This is a genomic window from Microcoleus sp. bin38.metabat.b11b12b14.051 (assembly GCF_013299165.1).
Taxonomy (GTDB): domain Bacteria; phylum Cyanobacteriota; class Cyanobacteriia; order Cyanobacteriales; family Microcoleaceae; genus Microcoleus.
Window position 1 is genome coordinate 25,738 of the sequence record NZ_JAAFKD010000005.1, and the last position, 19,612, is coordinate 45,349.

18 protein-coding genes, 1 tRNA gene and 4 pseudogenes are annotated in these 19,612 nt (G+C 44.7%); 9 read left to right on the plus strand and 14 right to left on the minus strand.

Annotated features, from left to right (window positions below; translation table 11 throughout):
- Positions 1-158 precede the first annotated feature (158 nt).
- The 5 genes and pseudogenes from QZW47_RS07550 to QZW47_RS07570 form a co-directional block, all read right to left on the minus strand.
- Positions 159-383 (minus strand): DUF4926 domain-containing protein, encoded by a 225-nt coding sequence (locus QZW47_RS07550; protein ID WP_293125685.1) that lies wholly within the window; start codon positions 381-383, stop codon positions 159-161.
- Between the two features lie 8 nt (positions 384-391).
- A pseudogene (locus tag QZW47_RS07555) lies at positions 392-726 on the minus strand (DUF6883 domain-containing protein).
- 101 nt (positions 727-827) lie between these two features.
- Positions 828-1,943, minus strand: a complete 1,116-nt coding sequence (locus QZW47_RS07560) for an outer membrane beta-barrel protein (RefSeq protein ID WP_293125689.1) — start codon at positions 1,941-1,943, stop codon at positions 828-830.
- Positions 1,940-2,671: a cysteine peptidase family C39 domain-containing protein gene (locus QZW47_RS07565; RefSeq protein ID WP_293125691.1), complete on the minus strand. Its 732-nt coding sequence runs from the start codon at positions 2,669-2,671 to the stop codon at positions 1,940-1,942. Before QZW47_RS07565 ends, QZW47_RS07560 begins: the two co-directional genes overlap by 4 nt.
- 5 nt (positions 2,672-2,676) lie before the next feature.
- On the minus strand, positions 2,677-3,066 hold the full coding sequence (locus QZW47_RS07570) for a hypothetical protein (RefSeq protein WP_293125693.1): 390 nt from the start codon (positions 3,064-3,066) through the stop codon (positions 2,677-2,679).
- Positions 3,067-3,316: 250 nt separating this feature from the next.
- On the opposite strand from QZW47_RS07570, the gene QZW47_RS07575 reads away from it, so the two are divergent.
- On the plus strand, positions 3,317-4,768 hold the full coding sequence (locus QZW47_RS07575) for an ATP-binding protein (protein WP_293125695.1): 1,452 nt from the start codon (positions 3,317-3,319) through the stop codon (positions 4,766-4,768).
- Positions 4,769-4,792: 24 nt separating this feature from the next.
- On the plus strand, positions 4,793-5,578 hold the full coding sequence (gene xth, locus QZW47_RS07580) for an exodeoxyribonuclease III (protein WP_293125697.1): 786 nt from the start codon (positions 4,793-4,795) through the stop codon (positions 5,576-5,578).
- A gap of 137 nt (positions 5,579-5,715) precedes the next feature.
- On the opposite strand, the gene QZW47_RS07585 is transcribed toward xth, so the two are convergent.
- Positions 5,716-5,877 (minus strand): hypothetical protein, encoded by a 162-nt coding sequence (locus QZW47_RS07585; RefSeq protein WP_293125699.1) that lies wholly within the window; start codon positions 5,875-5,877, stop codon positions 5,716-5,718.
- A 9-nt stretch (positions 5,878-5,886) separates the two neighbouring features.
- Between QZW47_RS07585 and QZW47_RS07590 the strand changes: the two genes are divergently transcribed.
- Positions 5,887-6,762, plus strand: a complete 876-nt coding sequence (locus QZW47_RS07590) for an SDR family oxidoreductase (protein WP_293125701.1) — start codon at positions 5,887-5,889, stop codon at positions 6,760-6,762.
- A 236-nt stretch (positions 6,763-6,998) separates the two neighbouring features.
- On the opposite strand, the gene QZW47_RS07595 is transcribed toward QZW47_RS07590, so the two are convergent.
- A tRNA-Pro gene (locus tag QZW47_RS07595) sits at positions 6,999-7,072 on the minus strand.
- Between the two features lie 103 nt (positions 7,073-7,175).
- Between QZW47_RS07595 and lipA the strand changes: the two are divergent.
- The 3 genes and pseudogenes from lipA to QZW47_RS07610 form a co-directional block, all read left to right on the plus strand.
- Positions 7,176-8,048 (plus strand): annotated as a pseudogene (gene lipA, locus QZW47_RS07600) (lipoyl synthase); the annotation flags it as partial.
- 998 nt (positions 8,049-9,046) lie between these two features.
- Positions 9,047-10,315 (plus strand): RNA polymerase sigma factor SigC, encoded by a 1,269-nt coding sequence (sigC, locus tag QZW47_RS07605; RefSeq protein WP_293125703.1) that lies wholly within the window; start codon positions 9,047-9,049, stop codon positions 10,313-10,315.
- A gap of 260 nt (positions 10,316-10,575) precedes the next feature.
- The gene (locus QZW47_RS07610; protein ID WP_293125704.1) at positions 10,576-11,103 is read left to right on the plus strand and encodes a transcriptional repressor; all 528 of its coding nucleotides are present in this window, start codon (positions 10,576-10,578) and stop codon (positions 11,101-11,103) included.
- 300 nt (positions 11,104-11,403) lie between these two features.
- Here the strand turns inward: QZW47_RS07610 and QZW47_RS07615 are convergent, their stop codons facing one another.
- From QZW47_RS07615 to QZW47_RS07625, 3 genes are all read right to left on the minus strand, one after another.
- Positions 11,404-12,861 carry a peptidoglycan-binding protein gene (locus QZW47_RS07615; protein WP_293125706.1) on the minus strand — a complete coding sequence of 486 codons (1,458 nt, stop codon included), beginning with the start codon at positions 12,859-12,861 and terminating at the stop codon, positions 11,404-11,406.
- Positions 12,862-13,201: 340 nt separating this feature from the next.
- On the minus strand, positions 13,202-13,378 hold the full coding sequence (locus tag QZW47_RS07620; RefSeq protein WP_293125708.1) for a hypothetical protein: 177 nt from the start codon (positions 13,376-13,378) through the stop codon (positions 13,202-13,204).
- 560 nt (positions 13,379-13,938) lie between these two features.
- Positions 13,939-14,397 (minus strand): SH3 domain-containing protein, encoded by a 459-nt coding sequence (locus QZW47_RS07625; RefSeq protein WP_293125710.1) that lies wholly within the window; start codon positions 14,395-14,397, stop codon positions 13,939-13,941.
- Here QZW47_RS07625 and QZW47_RS07630 point away from each other — a divergent pair, their 5' ends adjacent.
- Positions 14,398-14,625: a hypothetical protein gene (locus QZW47_RS07630; RefSeq protein WP_293125712.1), complete on the plus strand. Its 228-nt coding sequence runs from the start codon at positions 14,398-14,400 to the stop codon at positions 14,623-14,625. It abuts the gene before it with no gap.
- A gap of 69 nt (positions 14,626-14,694) precedes the next feature.
- On the opposite strand, the pseudogene QZW47_RS07635 reads toward QZW47_RS07630, so the two are convergent.
- Positions 14,695-15,279: pseudogene (locus QZW47_RS07635) on the minus strand (AAA family ATPase); the annotation flags it as partial.
- 487 nt (positions 15,280-15,766) lie between these two features.
- Between QZW47_RS07635 and cysC the strand changes: the two are divergent.
- Positions 15,767-16,287 (plus strand): annotated as a pseudogene (gene cysC, locus QZW47_RS07640) (adenylyl-sulfate kinase).
- 33 nt (positions 16,288-16,320) lie between these two features.
- On the opposite strand, the gene QZW47_RS07645 reads toward cysC, so the two are convergent.
- The 3 genes from QZW47_RS07645 to QZW47_RS07655 all read right to left on the minus strand — a co-directional run bounded on the left by QZW47_RS07645 (position 16,321) and on the right by QZW47_RS07655 (position 19,317).
- On the minus strand, positions 16,321-17,652 hold the full coding sequence (locus QZW47_RS07645) for a DUF559 domain-containing protein (protein WP_293125714.1): 1,332 nt from the start codon (positions 17,650-17,652) through the stop codon (positions 16,321-16,323).
- 314 nt (positions 17,653-17,966) lie between these two features.
- Positions 17,967-18,299: a hypothetical protein gene (locus QZW47_RS07650; RefSeq protein ID WP_293126151.1), complete on the minus strand. Its 333-nt coding sequence runs from the start codon at positions 18,297-18,299 to the stop codon at positions 17,967-17,969.
- Positions 18,300-18,858: 559 nt separating this feature from the next.
- Positions 18,859-19,317, minus strand: coding sequence for an SH3 domain-containing protein (locus QZW47_RS07655; protein WP_293125710.1), 459 nt, complete (start codon positions 19,315-19,317; stop codon positions 18,859-18,861).
- On the opposite strand from QZW47_RS07655, the gene QZW47_RS07660 reads away from it, so the two are divergent.
- Positions 19,318-19,545, plus strand: a complete 228-nt coding sequence (locus tag QZW47_RS07660) for a hypothetical protein (protein ID WP_293125712.1) — start codon at positions 19,318-19,320, stop codon at positions 19,543-19,545. It abuts the gene before it with no gap.
- The last annotated feature ends 67 nt before the right edge of the window (positions 19,546-19,612 follow it).

Sequence of the window (19,612 nt, forward strand, 5' to 3'; positions counted from 1 at the left end):
TCTATTACCTAGTTTATCTCGGATGAATCATTTTTATAAGTATAGGGTTGAAATGGGCGATCGCTACGGGATAGCTGCGCCGCGCGGGCTTTTTCAGAAAGTTGGGAGACGAAGGGCGATCGCATTTCTATAAAAACAGCTTTCCGGTTATATAATTTTCAAGCTAGCATTCGAGCGTGAGCAATTTCTCTGTCACCTATGAGTCGGACTTGTGAATTAAAGAGTGAGATAATAGCGACTGTCTTTCCGGTCAAGGTAACAAATTCTACTTCATATCCTACGCCACCTTGATGCACTAAAACCACAGTGCCAATATCGCCTTGGCTTAAGTTTTGTTCTGGGATATCAGTTGTTAAAACAACGCTGTCAAGTTCTTCAATCATTTTCTTTTTTAATCAGGTGGATAGGCACTGACTAGCCTGGGAGTGTCGCCTCCAGTTTCAATAAACCAGACAGAACGCACAAAGGGTGTTCTGCCATCTGCTGCTAGCATTTCTCCTTCAACAACGTACCGAGTCCCAAAAGGAGATTCTTCAATTTTAGCTAATTCATGGTCAGCGGCATGACGCAGCAAGGCAGTTGCCATGACTTCCCAAGCATCGACTGAAAAGCCAAACCGCAAAAAAAATTTGCTTTGCTTTTCCCGTCGCGGTGGGTGAGTGAGAGCAGATATTCAGTAATTTTTTTCTGAGGAATGACTGCTCTTTCATAGTTTGGCAGTTTCAATAGCTTACTTCTTTTATACTAACCAGAGTTGAGGTGATGGGTCAAGCAGGGGCGATCGCTCTTTTGCAGAAAGTTGAGAACAATTATTTTGTTTTTAATTTTTATTTGCAAGTTTCCTTATTTTCTGCAATCTGACAGCGCAAACGTTCTAAACTCCGTTGAAGTTCTATCACTTGGTTCTGTAAAGCTTCTATCTGAACATCCTTTTCCTGCAAGCGTCGATCTAGTTGTTGAACAGCATCCCTTGTACTGCCTCCTAATACAGCATTTGTGCTAACGTTGGAATCCTTCGCAGACGGCATATTACCTGTAAACTGAGTGGCTGGAAAGTTGACTGATGGAGAAGGGACAGAAGATGGCGTGTTATCGATAACATTAGGTGTATTTCTATTAGTTGACTCAGGATTGTTTGTGGAATTGCTGTTTTGTCTCCGGGAACCAATATTTCCTCGACCTCCCCACTCGATGCCAACTCCTAGTCTCGTATCTCCACCCCGCGTACTAAGAGTTGTGCGTAGCCCGATATCCTGATCTCCTTTATTATCCAAATTGTAACCAGTGCGGAATGACAGCGAAGTTACAGGCAAATTAGTATCGCCGATAGGTATGGCGTAGTTAGCATAAGCACTGAAATTAACTCTCTCATTTGCTACAAACCCCGCTCCCAGTCCCAAATTAAGACTGCTATTAGCAGAGTCTAACGGTTGAGAATATCCCAGAGAACCTAAGACAATTACAGGATCTCTGATTAAACTAGCTTGACCTTGAACTGTCACTGTCCAAGGGTAAGCAACACCGACTGAAAAACGAGGGTCTAGGGTAGAGCCAGGCTTGGGACGGTATTCTACAGACAAACCAGCGCCAATGTCAGTGTTAGTTTCTGTTAGAGTTTGAGTACGATTGCTAAAATCTCGTTTTTGCCTGCCAATGAACAAATTAGGGTTAACATTGGCTGAAATACTTAAATTACGGCTGAAACTGTAGCTTCCTGAAACAGAAAAGTTAATTGATTGGTTGAAGGTCTCAAAATTAAATGGAGTCCCTTCTCGATCAAAATCAAATCCGTCTCGTCCAGAGGGTATGTAATTGACACCAAAAGTGTAGATATATCCTCCCGTTTCTTCGTCTGGTAGTCGCAAGGGGTCAATGGGAATTTGAGCCAGTGCAGGCTGACATATCAGCAAAGCGATCGGCAGAATCAGGACTCTTTTCATCATAATTTTCTTCTCAGTGAGTTGAGCCTTGCTAAACGGAGTTCTGCCCAACGTAGCGTTTCGCTTTGCTGTTCTTTTGCAGTGGACATCAAGTTTTCAGGTGGAAGTGGTACAAGTGTTACGCCACTAAAACCTTGCTCATTTACTAAAGCGCGAAGTGGTTGAACCCGCCGTCCCCATGATGGATCTCCTAAAATTACCCAATCCCCTACCATGCCGACTGCTAAAACATAGTGCATTTGAGGTTTGGTGACGTGCAAAACAACAGGCAGCCCCCCTTTACTAAAGTAGTCGGCTAAGGATGCTAGCGTAAGTCGCATCCCCCTAACTTGAATGCCTTTATCACTTAAAGCTTGTTTTAATGCTAAAGCGGTGACTCCTCTTTCTTCGGGTTTTTTTCCACTTCCTTGCATCGCTTTTTCTGACAGTTCTAAAATCTCAGATTCCCCTGTCGGTTGACCGTAGTAGTGAGTAAGTAGGGTAGCTACAGCCGCCGGGCCACAGGTGTAATAGCTGGTCTGACCTATCACTTTTTCATAGCGGAGGGTGCGATAAGGAGTGATTGGATCAGCAAAACTAGGAAATACAACCGCTCCCAAAATACAAACACAATTAAAAACTAAACATAAGATATCTGTAAATTTACTTGCTTGCTCTGGCTTCACAGTTTTTTTGCCCGATAAAATAGCGTTCCCAAACAAAGCTTGGGAACGCTGGTTGACCGCATTCAAATGAGTTATCGAACGAATACTCTCAGCCCATTAATCTTTTGCCCGTTTTGGAAAAAACGAACTCCATTTTTGGCAGCACTACCGCCAGGAATCAAGCTAAAAGCAGCTCCCTTAGCACCTGCTATAGCATAGTCTTGCCAACCACACTGCTGCCCGGGGCGCTGACACTCTGCATACTTGAAGGCAAGCTCTAAACCCGTACCTGCTGCAACCCAGACCCACTCTCCTTCAACTTGTGATAGTTCCGCATCACTCATCATTTGTCCTTCGGGTAATACAACCTGTTGTTGTTGCCTTGGTGTAGTTGGCTGTGCCAGTGAATCAGCAAAGGCAGGAGCGATCGTCATGTTAGCAAGTAACATGGCTGTTCCTGTTGCGGTCAGTAACTTTTTCATTTTGAAATCTCCTTGGCAACTTCAGATAAAAAGTGTGTGTGTGGCCCTAAAAGCATCCTTTACTTTTTATACAACATAAATCTTTGACTTGGTTGATTTAAGTTAATATTTTTAGTAGGATAGAGTAGGTATTTGTTAAAAAAATTTTTAGCTTAAAAATTAGGGAATAGTAGCATTTAGTTGCCAAAGTAGGAAACAATAGGATAAAGTAGGGTAGCAATCGGCAAAACCACAACCCCTTAATCGACCTATGGACGATAAACAAGTCGCAAAATGGGCTGACGACATTGTGTTCTCCGAAACTGGAAAACACCTCGATCACATACAACAAGCTATATTGCGCGGCACTTGGCAACGTCAGAAATACCCAGAAATAGCAGAAAATTGCAAGCGTAGCAAAGCTCATGTCAGGACGGAAGCATCAAAATTATGGAAGCTTCTTTCACAAACATTAGGTGAAGACATCAATCAATCTAACTTTCGCCCCACAGTGGAAAGATATCAGTTATCTATAATTGCCTCATCATATTTTGGTGACTATGCACAAATTGGAGACCATGCACAAAGTAGTAGTATTAATGTTTGTGTAAATAATACTCATTTATCAGAAATTCCAATATCTGAACAGCCTAATCAACCTATTTCCAATCGAAATAAATCTAAATTACGAATAGACTTATCCGACGCACCAGAAATCTTAACCTTTTACGATCGCACATCCGAACTCACCACCCTCAAACAGTGGATTTTGGAAAACCGCACCCGCCTCATCACCATATACGGCTTATCCGGCATTGGCAAAACCGCCCTAACTCTCCAACTCATCCCACAAATTCAACACGAATTTGATTATATTATTTACCGCAGCCTCCGCAATTCTCCACCCCTGCAAACCCTGCAAACAAACCTAATTCAATTCCTTTGTAGGGGCGGTGCCCCCGTGCCCGCCCCCGCCCCCGTGCCCGCCCCCTCCGCCGAAGAAATCGCAGCCACAGGGGGATTGCCCCTACTAGAATACTTCCGATCGCACCGCTGTCTCCTAATCCTCGATGATATCCAAACCATCTTTACCAGCGGACAACTCGCAGGCCACTACCAACCAGGCTATGAAAATTACGGCAAATTCTTCAAACAACTAGCAGAATCATCCCACAACAGTTGCTTAATTCTCCTCAGTTGGGAAAAACCCAGAGAAATTGCCGCCCTAGAAGGCGAAAACCGCCCCTGTAAATCGCTGCAACTCAACGGTTTAGGCCCGGAAGCAGGGGAAATATTCAGAGAAAAAAGATTAGCAGAAGAGGACAAATGGTCACAACTGATTGACCTTTACCGAGGCAATCCCCTATGGTTAAATATAGTTGCAACTATGATTCAAGATTTATTCGGCGGCAGCGTTGCCGAGTTTCTCTCCTATGATACCCTATTTTTAGGTGATTTAGAATCTCTGCTGCATCAAAAGTGCGATCGACTAACCGAACCAGAAAAACAAGTAATATCCTGGTTAGCTAGTCAAGCCGCAGCAGTTGAAATATCAAAAATGCCAGCCCACCTGCAACTATCACCCCCAGAATTATTGAAAGTCGTGCAATCTTTAGGAAGGCGGTCATTAGTTGAAAAAGTCAAACAAGAAGAGCGATCGCTTTTTACCGTGCAGCCAGTTTTGAGAGAATATGTAAAAAACAAAACCACAACCACAAATTAACAGATTAATCTATTACTTACTATAATGAAAATCGCCACCTGGAACGTCAACTCAATTCGCACCCGCATCGAACACGTTACTAACTGGTTGCAAACCAACCAAATCGACGTTCTCTGCTTGCAAGAAACCAAAGTTATAGACAAAGACTTTCCCCTGCAACCCTTCCTCGACATCGGCTACAACTGTTACATTTCCGGTCAAAAATCCTACAACGGCGTCGCTATTTTTAGCCGATCGCCCATGTCACAACTCAGCGCCGGATTTTCCCCCATTCTCGGCGACGCAACAGTCGGCAGCTTCGACGAACAAAAGCGCCTCATAGCCGGGGTTATAGACGATATTTGCATCATTTCCGTATACGTTCCCAACGGTTCCGAGGTCGGTTCCGAGAAGTATCTATACAAGCTACATTGGCTCAAACTACTGCAAGAATACCTCAAAATAGCACTAGACAAATCGCCCAACCTGTGCATTTGTGGCGACTTCAATATCGTGCCGGACGATCGAGATATTCACAATCCCAAAGCTGCTGCAAACTCCGTTGGCTTATCAGTAGCCGAACGCCAAGCATTAACAGAAATCACCGAATTAGGATTAAGCGATCCCTTTCGCAAATTCACATCAGAAGGCGGACATTATAGCTGGTGGGACTATCGCGCCGCCGCATTTCCCCGCAACAACGGCTGGAGAATCGACCACCATTATCTCAGCCCTCCCCTCTACGAAACAGCAAAAAGTTGTATAATAGATACTGCTCCCAGAAAATTAGTTAAACCCAGCGACCACACCCCCGTAATTGTCGAAATTTGATTTATAAGTTATAAATAAAACCAAGGCAAAAGCAACCATGTTTCTACTCTAAATCATAGGTTGAGCAACCATAAATTTAAGAAGCCCGGTTTCTTAAATTTATGGCGATGCTTGACAAGAGAAACCCGGTTTATACCCTAAATCTTAGGTGAAGCAATCAGAAATTCTAGAAACCTGGTTTCTAAAACCCTAGCTTCTTCCTTCTTCCTTCTTCCTTCTTCCTTCTTCCTTCTTCCTTCTTCCTTCTTCCTTCTTCCTTCTTCCTTCTTCCTTCTTCCTTCTCCTCTAACAACCAACAACCAAAAATCATGTTCTTAGTAACTGGAGCAACAGGCGCCCTAGGCCGCCGAATAGTACGAGAAATCAGACAGCAAGATAAACCTGTCCGCGCATTTGTTCGCCTCGCCTCTCGGTACTCAGAACTAGAAAACCGAGGCGCAGAAATTTTTATCGGTGACTTGAAACAAGACAAAGATATCAAAAAAGCTTGCCAAGGAGTGCAGTATATCATTAGCACCCACGGCACCGGCGGCGACGTTCAAGCAGTACACTACCGCGCTAACATAGAGCTAATCGACTGCGCCAAAGAAGCCGGAGTTGAGCATTTTGTCTTTCTTTCTGTCCTCGGAGTCGATCGCGGATACGAAGATTCCGCAGTATTCAAAGCCAAGCGAGAAGTCGAAAAATACCTGCAAAACAGCGGATTAAATTATACCATTTTGCGGCCTGCTGGTTTCGCTTCGAGTTTGCTGCCCCTCGCTGAAAGATTTCGAGAAACCGGACTGTACCTGCTGATTGGTGACGGCAAAAACCGCACATCTGTTGTCAGTACCGACGACTTGGCAAAGATTGCAGTAGACTCGCCAACAGTCGAAGGCGCCCGCAACCAAATCTTAACAGTCGGCGGCCCGGACGTTTTGACTAGAGACGACATTGCCCGCATTTTCGGACGCTTGTTCAATCGCGAACCGATGGTAATTAACCCGCCGCTGATGGTATTTGACGGCTTGCGAAATGCCGTCGGTTTGTTGAATCCTCAAGCTCAAAAAGGCTTAGGTACCTTACGCGTATTGCTGGGTAACGAATTTTTCTGCACTCCCGAAGAAGTGCAAAAATTGGAGTCAATCTACGGTATGAGAATGGAATCCCTAGAAAGCTTTTTGCGCCGCAATTTAAGCGTTTAATATTTTATAGTTTTCTCGTTACCAGGCTCTGCCTGGTAATGAATATCCCGAGGCTCTGCCTCGAAACTGCTGGAGAATACGTAATTTAATTTAAAAATCAGGTTAACAGAATTTGAATAACAGTCACTTTTTTTAGCTAGCCTGAAAGACGAGATGAGCGAAAGATGAGCTAAAAACCGTCAATCGAGAGTTAAATAATATTCCTAAATGACCTAGCGATAAGCCTTACAAAGCAATCGGGATGACAGGATTTGAACCTGCGACCCCCTCGTCCCGAACGAGGTGCGCTACCAAGCTGCGCTACATCCCGAATTTAGTCAATATATTTTTACGATATCACTCAGGTCAAAACTTAGCAAGCTCCTATATAATGATTTTAGAATTTTTTGTAAAACACTACTCAGGCGGAGACAGGCGTGACAGTTAAGCCCCACTGGTTGCGAGTAAAAGCCCCCCAATGGGAGCGCGTCGGCAACGTCAAAGAAATTTTGCGGGATTTGTCCCTGAATACGGTTTGCGAAGAGGCTTCGTGTCCGAACATCGGCGAATGCTTCAACGCAGGTACTGCTACATTTTTGATTATGGGCCCGGCTTGTACCCGCGCCTGTCCTTACTGTGACATCGATTTTGAGAAAAAGCCCCAAGCTTTAGATCCGACGGAACCGGAAAGATTGGCGCAGGCGGTGGGGCGGCTCAAGCTCAATCATGTTGTGATCACCTCTGTTAATCGGGACGATTTACCGGATGGGGGCGCGTCTCAGTTTGTCGAGTGCATTCAAGCTGTACGATCGACAATGCCCGATACAACTATAGAAGTTCTGATTCCCGACTTGTGCGGCAACTGGCAAGCTTTGGAAATTATTCTCGCAGCTAAGCCGGAGGTACTCAATCACAATACCGAAACTGTCAAGCGACTTTACCGCAAGGTGCGGCCCCAAGGAAAGTACGATCGCACCCTCGAACTTTTACAGCGCAGCCGCCAAATCGCACCGGAGGTTTACACCAAATCCGGTATCATGGTAGGACTCGGAGAAACAGATGCCGAAATTCGGGAGGCGATGCAGGACTTGCGGGCTGTTGGCTGCGATATTTTGACAGTTGGACAGTACCTGCAACCGACTCAAAAGCACCTGAACGTTGAAAATTTTGTGCCACCGGAACAGTTTGATGCTTGGAGAGAGTTTGGCGAATCTTTGGGATTCTTGCAAGTTGTCGCTTCTCCCTTAACTCGCAGTTCCTATCACGCCGAAAAGGTGAGGGAACTGATGAAGCTTTACCCCCGCTAGCAATTTTAATTTGAGTGGATTGGCCCGATCGCACAATTTTCACTAAAACTCGATCGGGTAACAGGGCTGGTGACAAGTTAAGCCGGGGTTGGATTTCTCCAGCAGCCATTACATTATGCGAGCGAATAAACTCGGATTTTGGATGAAAAACTGAGATTCAGGCGAGCTGAGGGAGCGCAATATCTATGCCCGCTCACACCCAAATCGCGAATTTTACACTATTTAAAAAGTAGGTTTTTAAGTGTTTTCACGGATTGACAAATCCAACGCCACTGTTGAATGTTCACAAATGCGGTAACAAAGGCGAAAAACTTACGCTTTCTGTACCAGCCGGAGTGCAAAAAAGCCTGTTTTTGATTGTGTTCATATTCGGCGAGGTTAAGTCCCCAGCCCCAGTTCACAGCCAAAAAAGTTAGAGATTGATGGCCCCATCCCACTCGACACCTACGCTAAATACATGGAGCAACCGGGTATTTTTGTCAAATTTTTCAAGCAGCAACCCCATTTATTCGCCATCGGCCCGCGTAGCGTCCGGCAGGGTAAAAATACTCTCAAGCTCATATTCTGTAGGGGATTAAACTTCCACCCAACTGCAATAGATATAATGGAAAAAGGTAAATATATAAAGTTTTATTAAAAAAATCCCTATTTTTCCGAAGTGATCGGGAACCAGGTTATTGGTGATGAAGATTAACTTAACTTCTGACCACGGTCACTTGTTTATAGCCAGTAATTATCTATACTAGCTATGTAAGCAAAGAAGTACAACGCACTTTTCGGGCCTTCAAACTGTTACATCAGAAAGTTCTTAGCGTTTTCCCGAATCTTGGTAAAACAAGTGGGGCAGCCAAAGTTCGATCGAACGACAGCACAAAAGTCAGGAAAGTTAGTCAAGAAACAAAAAGCGGTGATGCTTCATCTTAACGAAATGGGCATCATAATTATAAATAACCGCCAAGCGTAGCATCTTTTCACCCGGAGCAACTGAGAAAATCACTATGCCAGCCACCTCTTTTTACGCTGAAGCTGAATTCGACGAACAACTGCGAGTCAATCCCTTGCAAGATGTAGATGTGTTGGATGAAGATGCTGAAGAAGCTGGAGACGAACCCATCGACCAAGACTCAGCAGAGACAGAAGACGCAGACACAGCATCGAAATTGCAAAAAAATGCTAGTCGCCGCACCACCGATCTAGTGCGCCTGTACTTACAAGAAATTGGTCGAGTGCGTCTATTGGGTAGAGACGAAGAAGTCTCGGAAGCTCAAAAAGTTCAGCGCTATATCAAATTGTTGGAATTGCGGAACACGGTGGCCTCCCAAGAAGAAGGGCTAATTGCACGCTTCGTACATTTAATTGAGGTGCGCGATCGCCTGTCTGCACAATTGGGACACAAACCATCTTTGGAACGCTGGGCATTAACTGCTGGCGTCAGTGACGTGCCAGAACTCAAGCGAATTATGTCCGAAGGGAAGCGGGAGTGGGCAGAATTAGCAGAGATGACCGTCGAGGTGATCGAAAGAATTCAAACGGAAGGGGTCGAAGCTAAAGACCACATGATTAAGGCGAACCTGCGCCTAGTGGTTTCGGTGGCGAAAAAATATCAAAATCGCGGTTTAGAATTGCTCGATTTAATACAAGAAGGAACTCTGGGACTGGAGCGAGCTGTCGAAAAATTCGACCCGACTCGCGGTTATCGGTTTAGCACCTACGCCTACTGGTGGATTCGCCAGGGAATTACCCGGGCGATCGCTACTCAAAGCCGGACGATCCGCCTCCCCGTCCACATCACCGAAAAACTTAACAAAATCAAGAAAGCCCAGCGCAAAATTTCTCAAGAAAAAGGTCGCACAGCGACTATTGAAGATATCGCTGTCGAGTTAGACATGACAGCCCCCCAAGTCCGAGAAGTTTTGCTGCGAGTCCCCCGCTCTGTTTCTCTGGAAACTAAAGTAGGGAACGAAAAAGATACAGAGTTGGGCGACTTGCTCGAAACCGACAGCATCTCCCCAGAAGAAATGCTGATGCGAGAAGCTCTGCACCGCGACTTGCAGCAATTGCTGGCAGATTTGACCAGCCGCGAGCGAGATGTAATTCTGATGCGCTTTGGTTTGGGCGACGGACACCCCTACTCGCTGGCAGAAATCGGTCGCGCTCTGGACTTGTCCCGCGAGCGAGTCCGCCAAATCGAAGCTAAAGCTTTACAAAAACTCCGCCAACCCAAGCGACGCAACCGCGTGCGCGACTATCTGGAGTCTTTGGGTTAAAGTGGGCGGGCGTGCATTTACGGGTCAATACTGAAACTAGGTAGAAGGCATTCGACAGAAAACATTCGACAGAAGTAATTATTTCAACTTCAACAAGATTTTTCTGTCCTCTGTCCAAGGCTTTCTGGCTAGTTTGCAGTCTGAAATTATCAAAAACCAAATTTTTTCTGCAACCTTTTTTCAATAAGCTTAGATATTTGCAAAAGCTCTCGATCATTGTGTATTATTGTCAATAGGCAGACTTTCTTGAGAGGGTCACTATGGCACTTTACACCGCGTCCTCATTTAAAGCCGAACTCAATGACAAAGGCTGGCGGATGACTCCCCAACGGGAAACCATCTTGCAGGTGTTTCAGAACCTCCCGAAAGGCAACCACCTGAGTGCCGAGGATTTGTACACTTTGTTAAAAAATAGGGGCGAAAACATTAGCTTGTCCACCATTTACCGAACTTTAAAGTTAATGGCAAGGATGAGCCTGCTCCGCGAACTCGAACTAGCCGAAGGTCACAAACACTATGAAATAAACCAGCCTTACCCGCACCACCACCACCACTTGGTCTGCGTTCAGTGCAACAGAACGATCGAATTTAACAACGATTCGATTTTGAAAATTGGCATGAAGCAAGCTGAAAAGTCTGGGTTACACCTTTTAGACTGCCAGCTAACGATTCATACGGTGTGCCACGAAGCTTTGCGAATGGGATGGCCGTCTTTGGTTTCTAGCAATTGGTCTTGTCCGAGGTCGATCGCCACCAACGGCAGCAGCGCCCCGGATGCAATCGAGTGATCGTACACTATTTTTGCATTTTTAGTAGGGATTGTTAGAATTATTAACAAAAATCGGCGCAGGTGCGATCGCACCTGCGCCGAAATAGCCGCCCTGAAGCAAAAGAAATGGTTGAACGAATGAGCCGGAAATCAGAAGCCAGACGGCTGCTGTGACGCAGCACTCCCTAGTCGCGAACTAAAAAATCTCGCTCAACAAATCCTCTGTGGTGCCTCGGTAACTGCCCTGAACAGGAGCGATCGCGTGTTTGGTTGTAGCATCCCAAACTCCGCCGATCGATCCTGCATCAAAGCCGAGGTCTTACAGCTTAGTTTGCAACTGCTGAGTGTTCGATCGACGAGAATTAACACTGCCACTAATGGGAACTGCTGGAACAGCCAACCGCCCAGCCGACATTTTTTGCAATTCCTTCAAAGTCTCCGGAGTGGCAATACCCGTCGCCGGAGACAAATTGCGTTCCTGCTGAAACGACAGCAGGGCCCGCTCAGTCTCCGCTCCAAAAACTCCATTGATCTGGCCGGGGTTTTTGCCGAGACTGTTGAGCGCAGATTGAAGCTGTCGGACAGCAGGGCCAGTATCGCCCCGTCGCAGACCGGGGGACAGCGCTTGAGTAGCTGGCTTGTTACCTTGTTGCAAAGCCGATTGAGTGCTGCGATCGACTCTTCCAGTCCCGAACAGCCCTCGATCTTTCTGAAACCGGCTCAAAGCTGCTTCCGTCGGTCGATCGAACCAACCGTGAATCTGGCTCCTGTAATAACCCAATTGTTGCAACCGCCGCTGCACAACTTCTACTTGTTTGCCCCTGTCACCCAACTTCAAAACATCTGCTGGCGCCTTGCTTTGCACGTCATCATCCTCAGAAAATGAGGTAATTTGAGCAGCCCTCATTTGGGCATCAATCGCAGTCAAAGTAGCAGTGTCAGCACAGCCATCAGAAATCAGATTGTAATCTTGTTGAAAACGAGTCACAGCGTAGAGAGTGCGTTCGCGAAACTTGCCGTCAACGCCACCTTCAAAATAGCCCAAAGCTTTTAACTGCCGCTGGATCAAGTCTACCGTCGCCCCTCTGTCGCCGAACCGCAGCCCCTTGCAACCGCCATTTCCCGAAATATTTTCCGGAGGCGCCGTCGGGGGAACGGGCCTGGTGGAACCAAACAGCAAAGCTAAAGTTTGTCTGTCAGCAACTCCATTCACCCGCAGCCGGTTGACTCGCTGAAAGTATCTGACTGCATTGAGAGTAATTTCGCGAAAATTCCCTGTAGGAGTGGTGTTGAAGTAGCCTAGCTGCCGCAACCTGCGCTGGAGATCCGAAACCTCTGCACCCGAGTCTCCAAAGCGCAGCTCGTTATAGCTATAGTTTGTATAAGTAGTTTTAAAAGGTCGATCGCCATCAGCCAAACTGTTGAGGACTATCACCGTAGATCGATCGGGCCTACCGGTTAGCGACAGTTGATAGTCTCGCTGAAAGTTAGTAAGAGCTTGTTTCGTAACCGAGCCGAGCTGCCCAGTAGAAGCTCTGGGAAAATAGCCGAGATCCCGCAACCTGTCTTGAACTGAACGCAAATTGGGATAAACCGGGTCTATTTGAGCAAAAGCCGAACCTGCCGCGCTCAAAACTGACAGCATCACAGCCAGTGAAAGCAAGCGCAAATAAGTCTGACTCGATAGGTTTTTCCACTTGGGTGCATCAAAAATGTTTGACTCTGGTGCGGGTGCTTCGCAAACCAGAGCAAGTTCGAGATAGGCGAGGGATTCCATAAATTTTTAGTGTGAAATTGTGGCTGGGGTGTACGAGCAAACTCAAGCTCAGCTTTAGGCTGCTGCTGCTCTATCAAGGCTAAGTTTTACCTGTTTGCGCCAAGCACCCGTTGGTAAAAATTTTTCTTTCAAAAATAATTACAGGCAACAACCAAGATAGCATCGCTGTTCGTACAGACGCGACTGCGAGCAAAAAGTTTGCAGCCACATCTTAGCCTTCCTGAGCAAAAAATGACCAGTTTTTGTGTATTATTGCCTAAAAATTCTTGGTTTTTCGAGAAAAATGTTAATTATTGAGCAATACCGTTGACTTACAGCACTTTTTAGGTATGGCAGTCAGTTAAATTAAGCCGAACCGATCGCAAATCAAAGCTACTCCCGTTGCAAAAACAGTAATTCCCAAGGCTACCAGAGGGTTTTGTCCCCTGCTAACTGCAAAAGAAGTTACCACCCCAGCTCCTAAAGCAGCAGTTACAGCAGCAGTCGCCAAATCTCGATCGGGACGTTTGTCGTACATATTTTTTATGGTTAGTAATTTTGAAACTGAAAACTTAGATCTATGCACTTCAACCTATCACTCTTGCCTCTGCTGCGGTGACAAAAGCCTACGCTTTGCAACTAACCTTAAAATTTTGTTAAAAAACTTAACATACTTTGAGCGAGCAGACAAATTGAAATTCTGTATTTTCGAGTGTTGATGTTAAGTTTTAGGTATGAAAAGCTTTTTTCCGTTGTGTTGTGAAGTCAAATACTGGATTTTGCAGGGGCGAGATCGCCTGCTGGCTCTGCATCTTGGACTGCCCGTCCCATATCGTTAATAAACTTAACTTGATTTTCAGAACAAAAAGTGATAGTAATTTGCGGAAACCGGAGATTAATCTGAGACTGATAGCATAAATTTTCGAGCGATCGTTCAAGCGTCAATCGACGCAGATCGAGCAGATTAACGCAGGTAATTTCTAGAGATTTACAGCGAGCGAATAAATGCAATGGGAGTCTGGTGAAACTATCACGAGTCAATTCATCACTACTAACAGATAGCTGCGATCGTACAGGAGATCAGATCCGGTATTATGGTTACTCGCCTTCTACTTTTTCGGTATTGCCGCCCTTGACCCAACCTTCGCGGTTGCCATCTTCCACTCGAATCCGCTGCCACTCTTTGTCCGGTGAATCTTCCAAAACTACGACTTTTTCTTTGTAACCAACACCGCCAATGCGGTTGGAGTCGCGGTTGGCACTATCCCGGAGAATTAAACCGATCGGCTGAGTGACTAAAGCTCGGTAAGTTCCAGGTTCCAGCGGTTTCGGAGACGAGGCATCGCTAGAGGTAGAAACAGGGCTGGCTTTGGCTGTTGACTTGGCCCCGGCGGCGATCTGAACTGCTGTTTTATCGTTAGGAAACACAGGTCTTTCGGGCGCGGTAGTTAGCTTGGCGGCAAAGTAAAGTGCAGCAGCTACGCTAGCGCCTGCCATTAGGACGATCGCTAGCAGAAAACCCACTAAAAACTTGAAAACGCTATAGACACTGTTCATATGAAGAAGGAAGAAGGAAGAAGGAAGAAGGAAGAAGGAAGAGGGAAGAAGGAAGAGGGAAGAAGAAAGACGGAAGACGGAAGAAGAAAGACGGAAGACGGAAGACGGAAGAAGGAAGAAGGAAGAAGAAAGACGGAAGACGGAAGACGGAAGACGGAAGACGGAATCGGGAATTGCGAATTGGGAATCGGGAATCGGGAATCGGGAAAATCGGGCTGGGTGGAATAGACTACGGGAGAAAAAAAAATTCAGCTTCTGGCGAATGCCGAATGCTGTCTGCACAATGTCTTCGTGAGACTATCCCTGAATCCGGCGGCTCAAACTGCCGTATCTAGAAGCAAGGCGAGCTTTTCCAGCAGCAGCCCAATCTTGCAAAAATTGGATTTGCTCGCTCGCCGTTCGGGCTAAGGGCACCATCTGACTCGCTGATTCTAAAATATCATCAGTAGTAAAGTCTCGATTTTGGCTAAACCCAATGTGCATGGCTTCAATCAAAGTTTGCTCGATTTCGGCTCCTGAAAAATCAGGAGTTTCGTAAGCCAAGCGCTCTAGATCGTAGTTTTTGATGCTGTGCGATCGCAACCGCAACAAATGTACCTCAAAAATCGCCCGCCGTTCCTCCTGACTTGGCAAACCTACAAAAAATATTTCGTCAAACCTGCCTTTTCTGAGCATTTCCGGCGGCAAAGACTGAATGTTGTTCGCCGTAGCGACGACAAACACCGGCGAAGTTTTTTCAGCCAACCAAGTAATAAAAGTCCCGAACACGCGGCTGGTTGTCCCCGAATCGCCTTTACCATCCAATCCGGCAAAAGCTTTGTCAATCTCGTCAATCCACAGCACGCAGGGCGCTAGAGCTTCAGCTAGCTGAATCAGGCGTTGCTTAATCAAGGTATGAAACAAATAATTTAAAAATCCAGAAGCTTTATAGACACTGGTTTTCATGGATTGCATATTTAGCCTTTCATGCCATAAATCAGCAACGCCGAAATTTTTATGGCGATCGCAAGCTAAAACGCATCAAATCATTCGAGAATATTTGTAGTTGGATGGGATAGCGATAGCGAAGCGCTCCGTAGGAATCGCCCCTTATAAACTTGAGAAGAAGATTGTTGAGGCGATCGCATTGTCCGCTTTGCGGAACTCACAGGCATTCCCACCATCACCTTCGCGATGTTGTAGGCACTACCCCATACAGAACTCTGGCATCGGCTCGAAAAAGGTTAGTGTCTTTATTTTTTCACCAGAAGCAAAATTTGACTTTCTCAAGTCTTACTCAAGAGTATCCCAAAATTTCAAAATACAGGTGTCAAAAAATTTGTGACACTAACCAAGATATCATCTATTAGTAGATTTTAAGGTAAATAATTTGAATCATTTTGGGATGCTTTTATGGTTTACGGGCTTGATTGGCGCAGGGAAAACGACGATCGCCCTTGCTGTCATCGAAAAACTCAAAGCCGCAAATTACAAGGTAGAACTGTTAGATGGTGATGTCGTCAGAACTCATTTATCCAAGGGATTGAGTTTTAGCAAGGAAGACCGTGACACGAATATTCGCCGCATTGCTTTTGTGGGAAACTTGCTCAGTCGCAATGGTGTGATTGCGATCGTGGCTGCCATCAGTCCGTATCGATCGCTCCGCGATGAAATTCGTCAATCCACAAATATTTTTGTGGAAGTATTATAAATGCTCCATTAGAAGTCTGTGAAGCCCGCGATGTTAAGGGCTTATATGCCAAAGCGCGATCGGGAGAAATTCTTAACTTCACTGGCCTTAGCGATCCATACGAATCTCCCATCTCTCCAGAATTGATCTGTCATACCGATGTGGAGACAATTGCCCAATCTGTAGACAAGGTTTTAGATAAGATTTTAGAAAAAGTGTAGAGAGTTTCTTTGCCAATCCACCTCAATCAAGATTTACCCTTCACTAACGCAAAGCAAAAACTCACTTACGACATCGGCAGGTTGATTCAGACACTCTTGAGCGGTGAATCTGACTGTTGTTATTCCTTTTCTCAATAGAATGCGATCGCGGGCATAATCGATCTCCTTATGTCCTTTGTTCTGATCATGAATACCGTCTATTTCAAGGATGAGACACTTACCCTGATGAAAGACAAGGAAATCTAACTCAATCCTTCCGTTGAGCAGATTATTAGCAACAGTCATAGGGGAACCATCCTGACTAAATCGACCCTGGAGGTTACTGAAGAATAAGACCCCCCGTTTATCAAGTTCCTGGGCGATGTAAATCTCGACTTGAGATCCAAAATACATCCCACTCCACTCATAGGGAACCTTGACTTGGGCATTGACTTGGTTGGTAGATTTCTCAGGAATAACGGTAATCTGGTTACTTTTAGTCAATTCCTCAAAATTACTATTGACTTGGGCATTGACTTGGTTGGTAGATTTCTCAGGAATAACGGTAATCTGGTTACTTTTAGTCAATTCCTCAAAATTACTATTGACTTGGGCATTGACTTGGTTGGTAGATTTCTCAGGAATAACGGTAATCTGGTTACTTTTAGTCAATTCCTCAAAATTACTATTAACTTTCTTTGAAACATTAGTTTTGTTGAAAGTGAATAACTTAGAAGAGTTTAACATCAACCATTCTCTTAATTTTATATAAGCTTTAAAAAATGATAACCAAATTTTAGAAGATTTAAAAAATGATAACCAAACCTTAGAAGATTCTAAAAATAATAACCAAATATTTTGAATAATTTCAGCAATTACTGCTAAACGTTCCCACCCTATTATGGATATTAATAACAAGTATATGAAGATCCATAAAGGATTATTGAGCAGCCAGGAAATCGACACTAACAGGCATAGTAAGCTCGATAAAGGATGATTTAACATCCAGGCAATGAAAGGACGATTTTCCATCCATTGTTGTAAAGAGTTTACAATCACTTTTCGGATACTTTTTATTACAGAGTCACTAATTTGTTCGGATTGATTTAAGGTTTGATTGAGAGTGGCTTTAGCCTCTTGAGCCTTTTGAGTGGCAGAATCAGTGACATTACTTAATGTTTGACTTGCTTTTTCTGTCGTTTTTTGCCAGGAAAGGGTAGCTTGATTAAGAACATTAAACCTCTCACTTAATATACTTTGATTAACTGGTTGTTGTTCTATGACTATGCTTGGTTCTGAAAGGCTATCAGATTCATCAGATTCTTTAATGACATTTCTTTGAGATATATTTTTTTTCATCAAATCTGGATTAATTTGATTAGACATGGTAGAAATCCCTAAAAATTAATATCATCATTATCAATACCCGCGCTCCCGACATGATATTTTAGCATATCTACTGCTTATTCAGCAACGCCCTATAGATTTTGTCAGCAATTCCAAATTCAAACGGTAGGAACTGAAAAACCATGAAATTGCTGGTCAAATGTTTGATAAGGGACTTGCGTATAAATAAAATCCCAGCCATGCAATTGTCTTGTCGAAGGAGCAACCAAAGGATTGGTATAGTATTAAGCTGCAAGCGCCTACTCTGTCTCAGCGTCCGTTTAAAGTCTCCCAATACCCTATGGCGACTACAATCAAATTCTTTTAATTGTTGAGAATGTATCAGTGCATTCAAGGTTGGATTTCGCCATTGCCTTACGTCTGCTTCCCCGTGTCTCCTTCAGGCTTGGTTTCTTGCCTAGTTTTTGGCAATTATCGACTGCAAAGTTGGGTGGGTTGTTTAGACCACTACTATTATAGTAGCGGAATGTGGGCAATAAAGCAACTCCCGTGGCAAAAACAGTAATTTCCAAAGCTACCAGCGGATTCTGACCTCTGCTGACAGCAAAAGATGTGACAACTCCTGCTCCCAAAGCCGCAGTCACAGCAGCAGTAGCCCAATCTCGATCGGGACGTTTATCGTACATATTTTTTATCCTAAATAGCTGTTAATTTCAAAGCCAACTTGAATCGTGTAATTACAACTACCACTCTTGTCCTTGTTGCGGTGACAAAGGGCGGTTTTTTGCAATCAACCTTAAAGTTTTGCTAAAATTATTAACATATTATCATTAATTACATAAACTACATAAGTTTTAATTATCAAAATTAGAGTTTTGCTGTTTGGCTATAGGGCAATACGGTTTACTTAAGACTGTTCAGTCTATAAAATCATGTGAAAAATAAACACTGCGATTGCTTCGCGGGTACGCTCGCAATGACAAAAAAACTTTAAGTGAACCGTATTGGGCTATAGGGATTTAAACCTTTTGTCAGCTCAACTTTTATCTGAAAATTGGGATCTATTAAGAGCGATCGCACCCACAGTCTCAGCTTCTCAGAATAGGCTGCCAAAGATACTTAAATAAATTTAACTTGACTTATTGCTTAAGATGTGATGTTATACAAAAAACAAAAAAGACTCAGAAGGATTTGACTGTCTCTGGTCTAAAATCTAAAATCCAAAATCCAAAATCCAAAATCGATTTACTCGCCTTCTACTTTTTCGGTATTGCCGCCCTTGACCCAACCTTCGCGGTTGCCATCTTCCACTCGAATCCGCTGCCACTCTTTGTCCGGTGAATCTTCCAAAACTACGACTTTTTCTTTGTAACCAACACCGCCAATGCGGTTGGAGTCGCGGTTGGCACTATCCCGGAGAATTAAACCGATCGGCTGAGTGACTAAAGCTCGGTAAGTTCCAGGTTCCAGCGGTTTCGGAGACGAGGCATCGCTAGAGGTAGAAACAGGGCTGGCTTTGGCTGTTGACTTGGCCCCGGCGGCGATCTGAACTGCTGTTTTATCGTTAGGAAACACAGGTCTTTCGGGCGCGGTAGTTAGCTTGGCGGCAAAGTAAAGTGCAGCAGCTACGCTAGCGCCTGCCATTAGGACGATCGCTAGCAGAAAACCCACTAAAAACTTGAAAACGCTATAGACACTGTTCATATGAAGAAGGAAGAAGGAAGAAGGAAGAAGGAAGAAGGAAGAGGGAAGAAGGAAGAGGGAAGAAGAAAGACGGAAGACGGAAGAAGAAAGACGGAAGACGGAAGACGGAAGAAGGAAGAAGGAAGAAGAAAGACGGAAGACGGAAGACGGAAGACGGAAGACGGAATCGGGAATTGCGAATTGGGAATCGGGAATCGGGAATCGGGAAAATCGGGCTGGGTGGAATAGACTACGGGAGAAAAAAAAATTCAGCTTCTGGCGAATGCCGAATGCTGTCTGCACAATGTCTTCGTGA

Excerpts from the sequence above, each read along its gene's own strand:
- QZW47_RS07655 (WP_293125710.1), bottom strand. The coding sequence starts at position 19,317 with ATGAACAGTGTCTATAGCGTTTTCAAGTTTTTAGTGGGTTTTCTGCTA.
- QZW47_RS07570 (WP_293125693.1), bottom strand. The coding sequence starts at position 3,066 with ATGAAAAAGTTACTGACCGCAACAGGAACAGCCATGTTACTTGCTAAC.
- QZW47_RS07610 (WP_293125704.1), top strand. The coding sequence starts at position 10,576 with ATGGCACTTTACACCGCGTCCTCATTTAAAGCCGAACTCAATGACAAA.
- QZW47_RS07650 (WP_293126151.1), bottom strand. The coding sequence starts at position 18,299 with ATGTACGATAAACGTCCCGATCGAGATTGGGCTACTGCTGCTGTGACT.
- QZW47_RS07630 (WP_293125712.1), top strand. The coding sequence starts at position 14,398 with ATGAAGAAGGAAGAAGGAAGAAGGAAGAAGGAAGAAGGAAGAGGGAAG.
- QZW47_RS07625 (WP_293125710.1), bottom strand. The coding sequence starts at position 14,397 with ATGAACAGTGTCTATAGCGTTTTCAAGTTTTTAGTGGGTTTTCTGCTA.
- QZW47_RS07660 (WP_293125712.1), top strand. The coding sequence starts at position 19,318 with ATGAAGAAGGAAGAAGGAAGAAGGAAGAAGGAAGAAGGAAGAGGGAAG.
- QZW47_RS07590 (WP_293125701.1), top strand. The coding sequence starts at position 5,887 with ATGTTCTTAGTAACTGGAGCAACAGGCGCCCTAGGCCGCCGAATAGTA.
- QZW47_RS07620 (WP_293125708.1), bottom strand. The coding sequence starts at position 13,378 with ATGTACGACAAACGTCCCGATCGAGATTTGGCGACTGCTGCTGTAACT.
- QZW47_RS07615 (WP_293125706.1), bottom strand. The coding sequence starts at position 12,861 with ATGGAATCCCTCGCCTATCTCGAACTTGCTCTGGTTTGCGAAGCACCC.
- QZW47_RS07575 (WP_293125695.1), top strand. The coding sequence starts at position 3,317 with ATGGACGATAAACAAGTCGCAAAATGGGCTGACGACATTGTGTTCTCC.
- QZW47_RS07560 (WP_293125689.1), bottom strand. The coding sequence starts at position 1,943 with ATGATGAAAAGAGTCCTGATTCTGCCGATCGCTTTGCTGATATGTCAG.
- QZW47_RS07645 (WP_293125714.1), bottom strand. The coding sequence starts at position 17,652 with ATGTCTAATCAAATTAATCCAGATTTGATGAAAAAAAATATATCTCAA.
- sigC (WP_293125703.1), top strand. The coding sequence starts at position 9,047 with ATGCCAGCCACCTCTTTTTACGCTGAAGCTGAATTCGACGAACAACTG.
- QZW47_RS07550 (WP_293125685.1), bottom strand. The coding sequence starts at position 383 with ATGATTGAAGAACTTGACAGCGTTGTTTTAACAACTGATATCCCAGAA.
- xth (WP_293125697.1), top strand. The coding sequence starts at position 4,793 with ATGAAAATCGCCACCTGGAACGTCAACTCAATTCGCACCCGCATCGAA.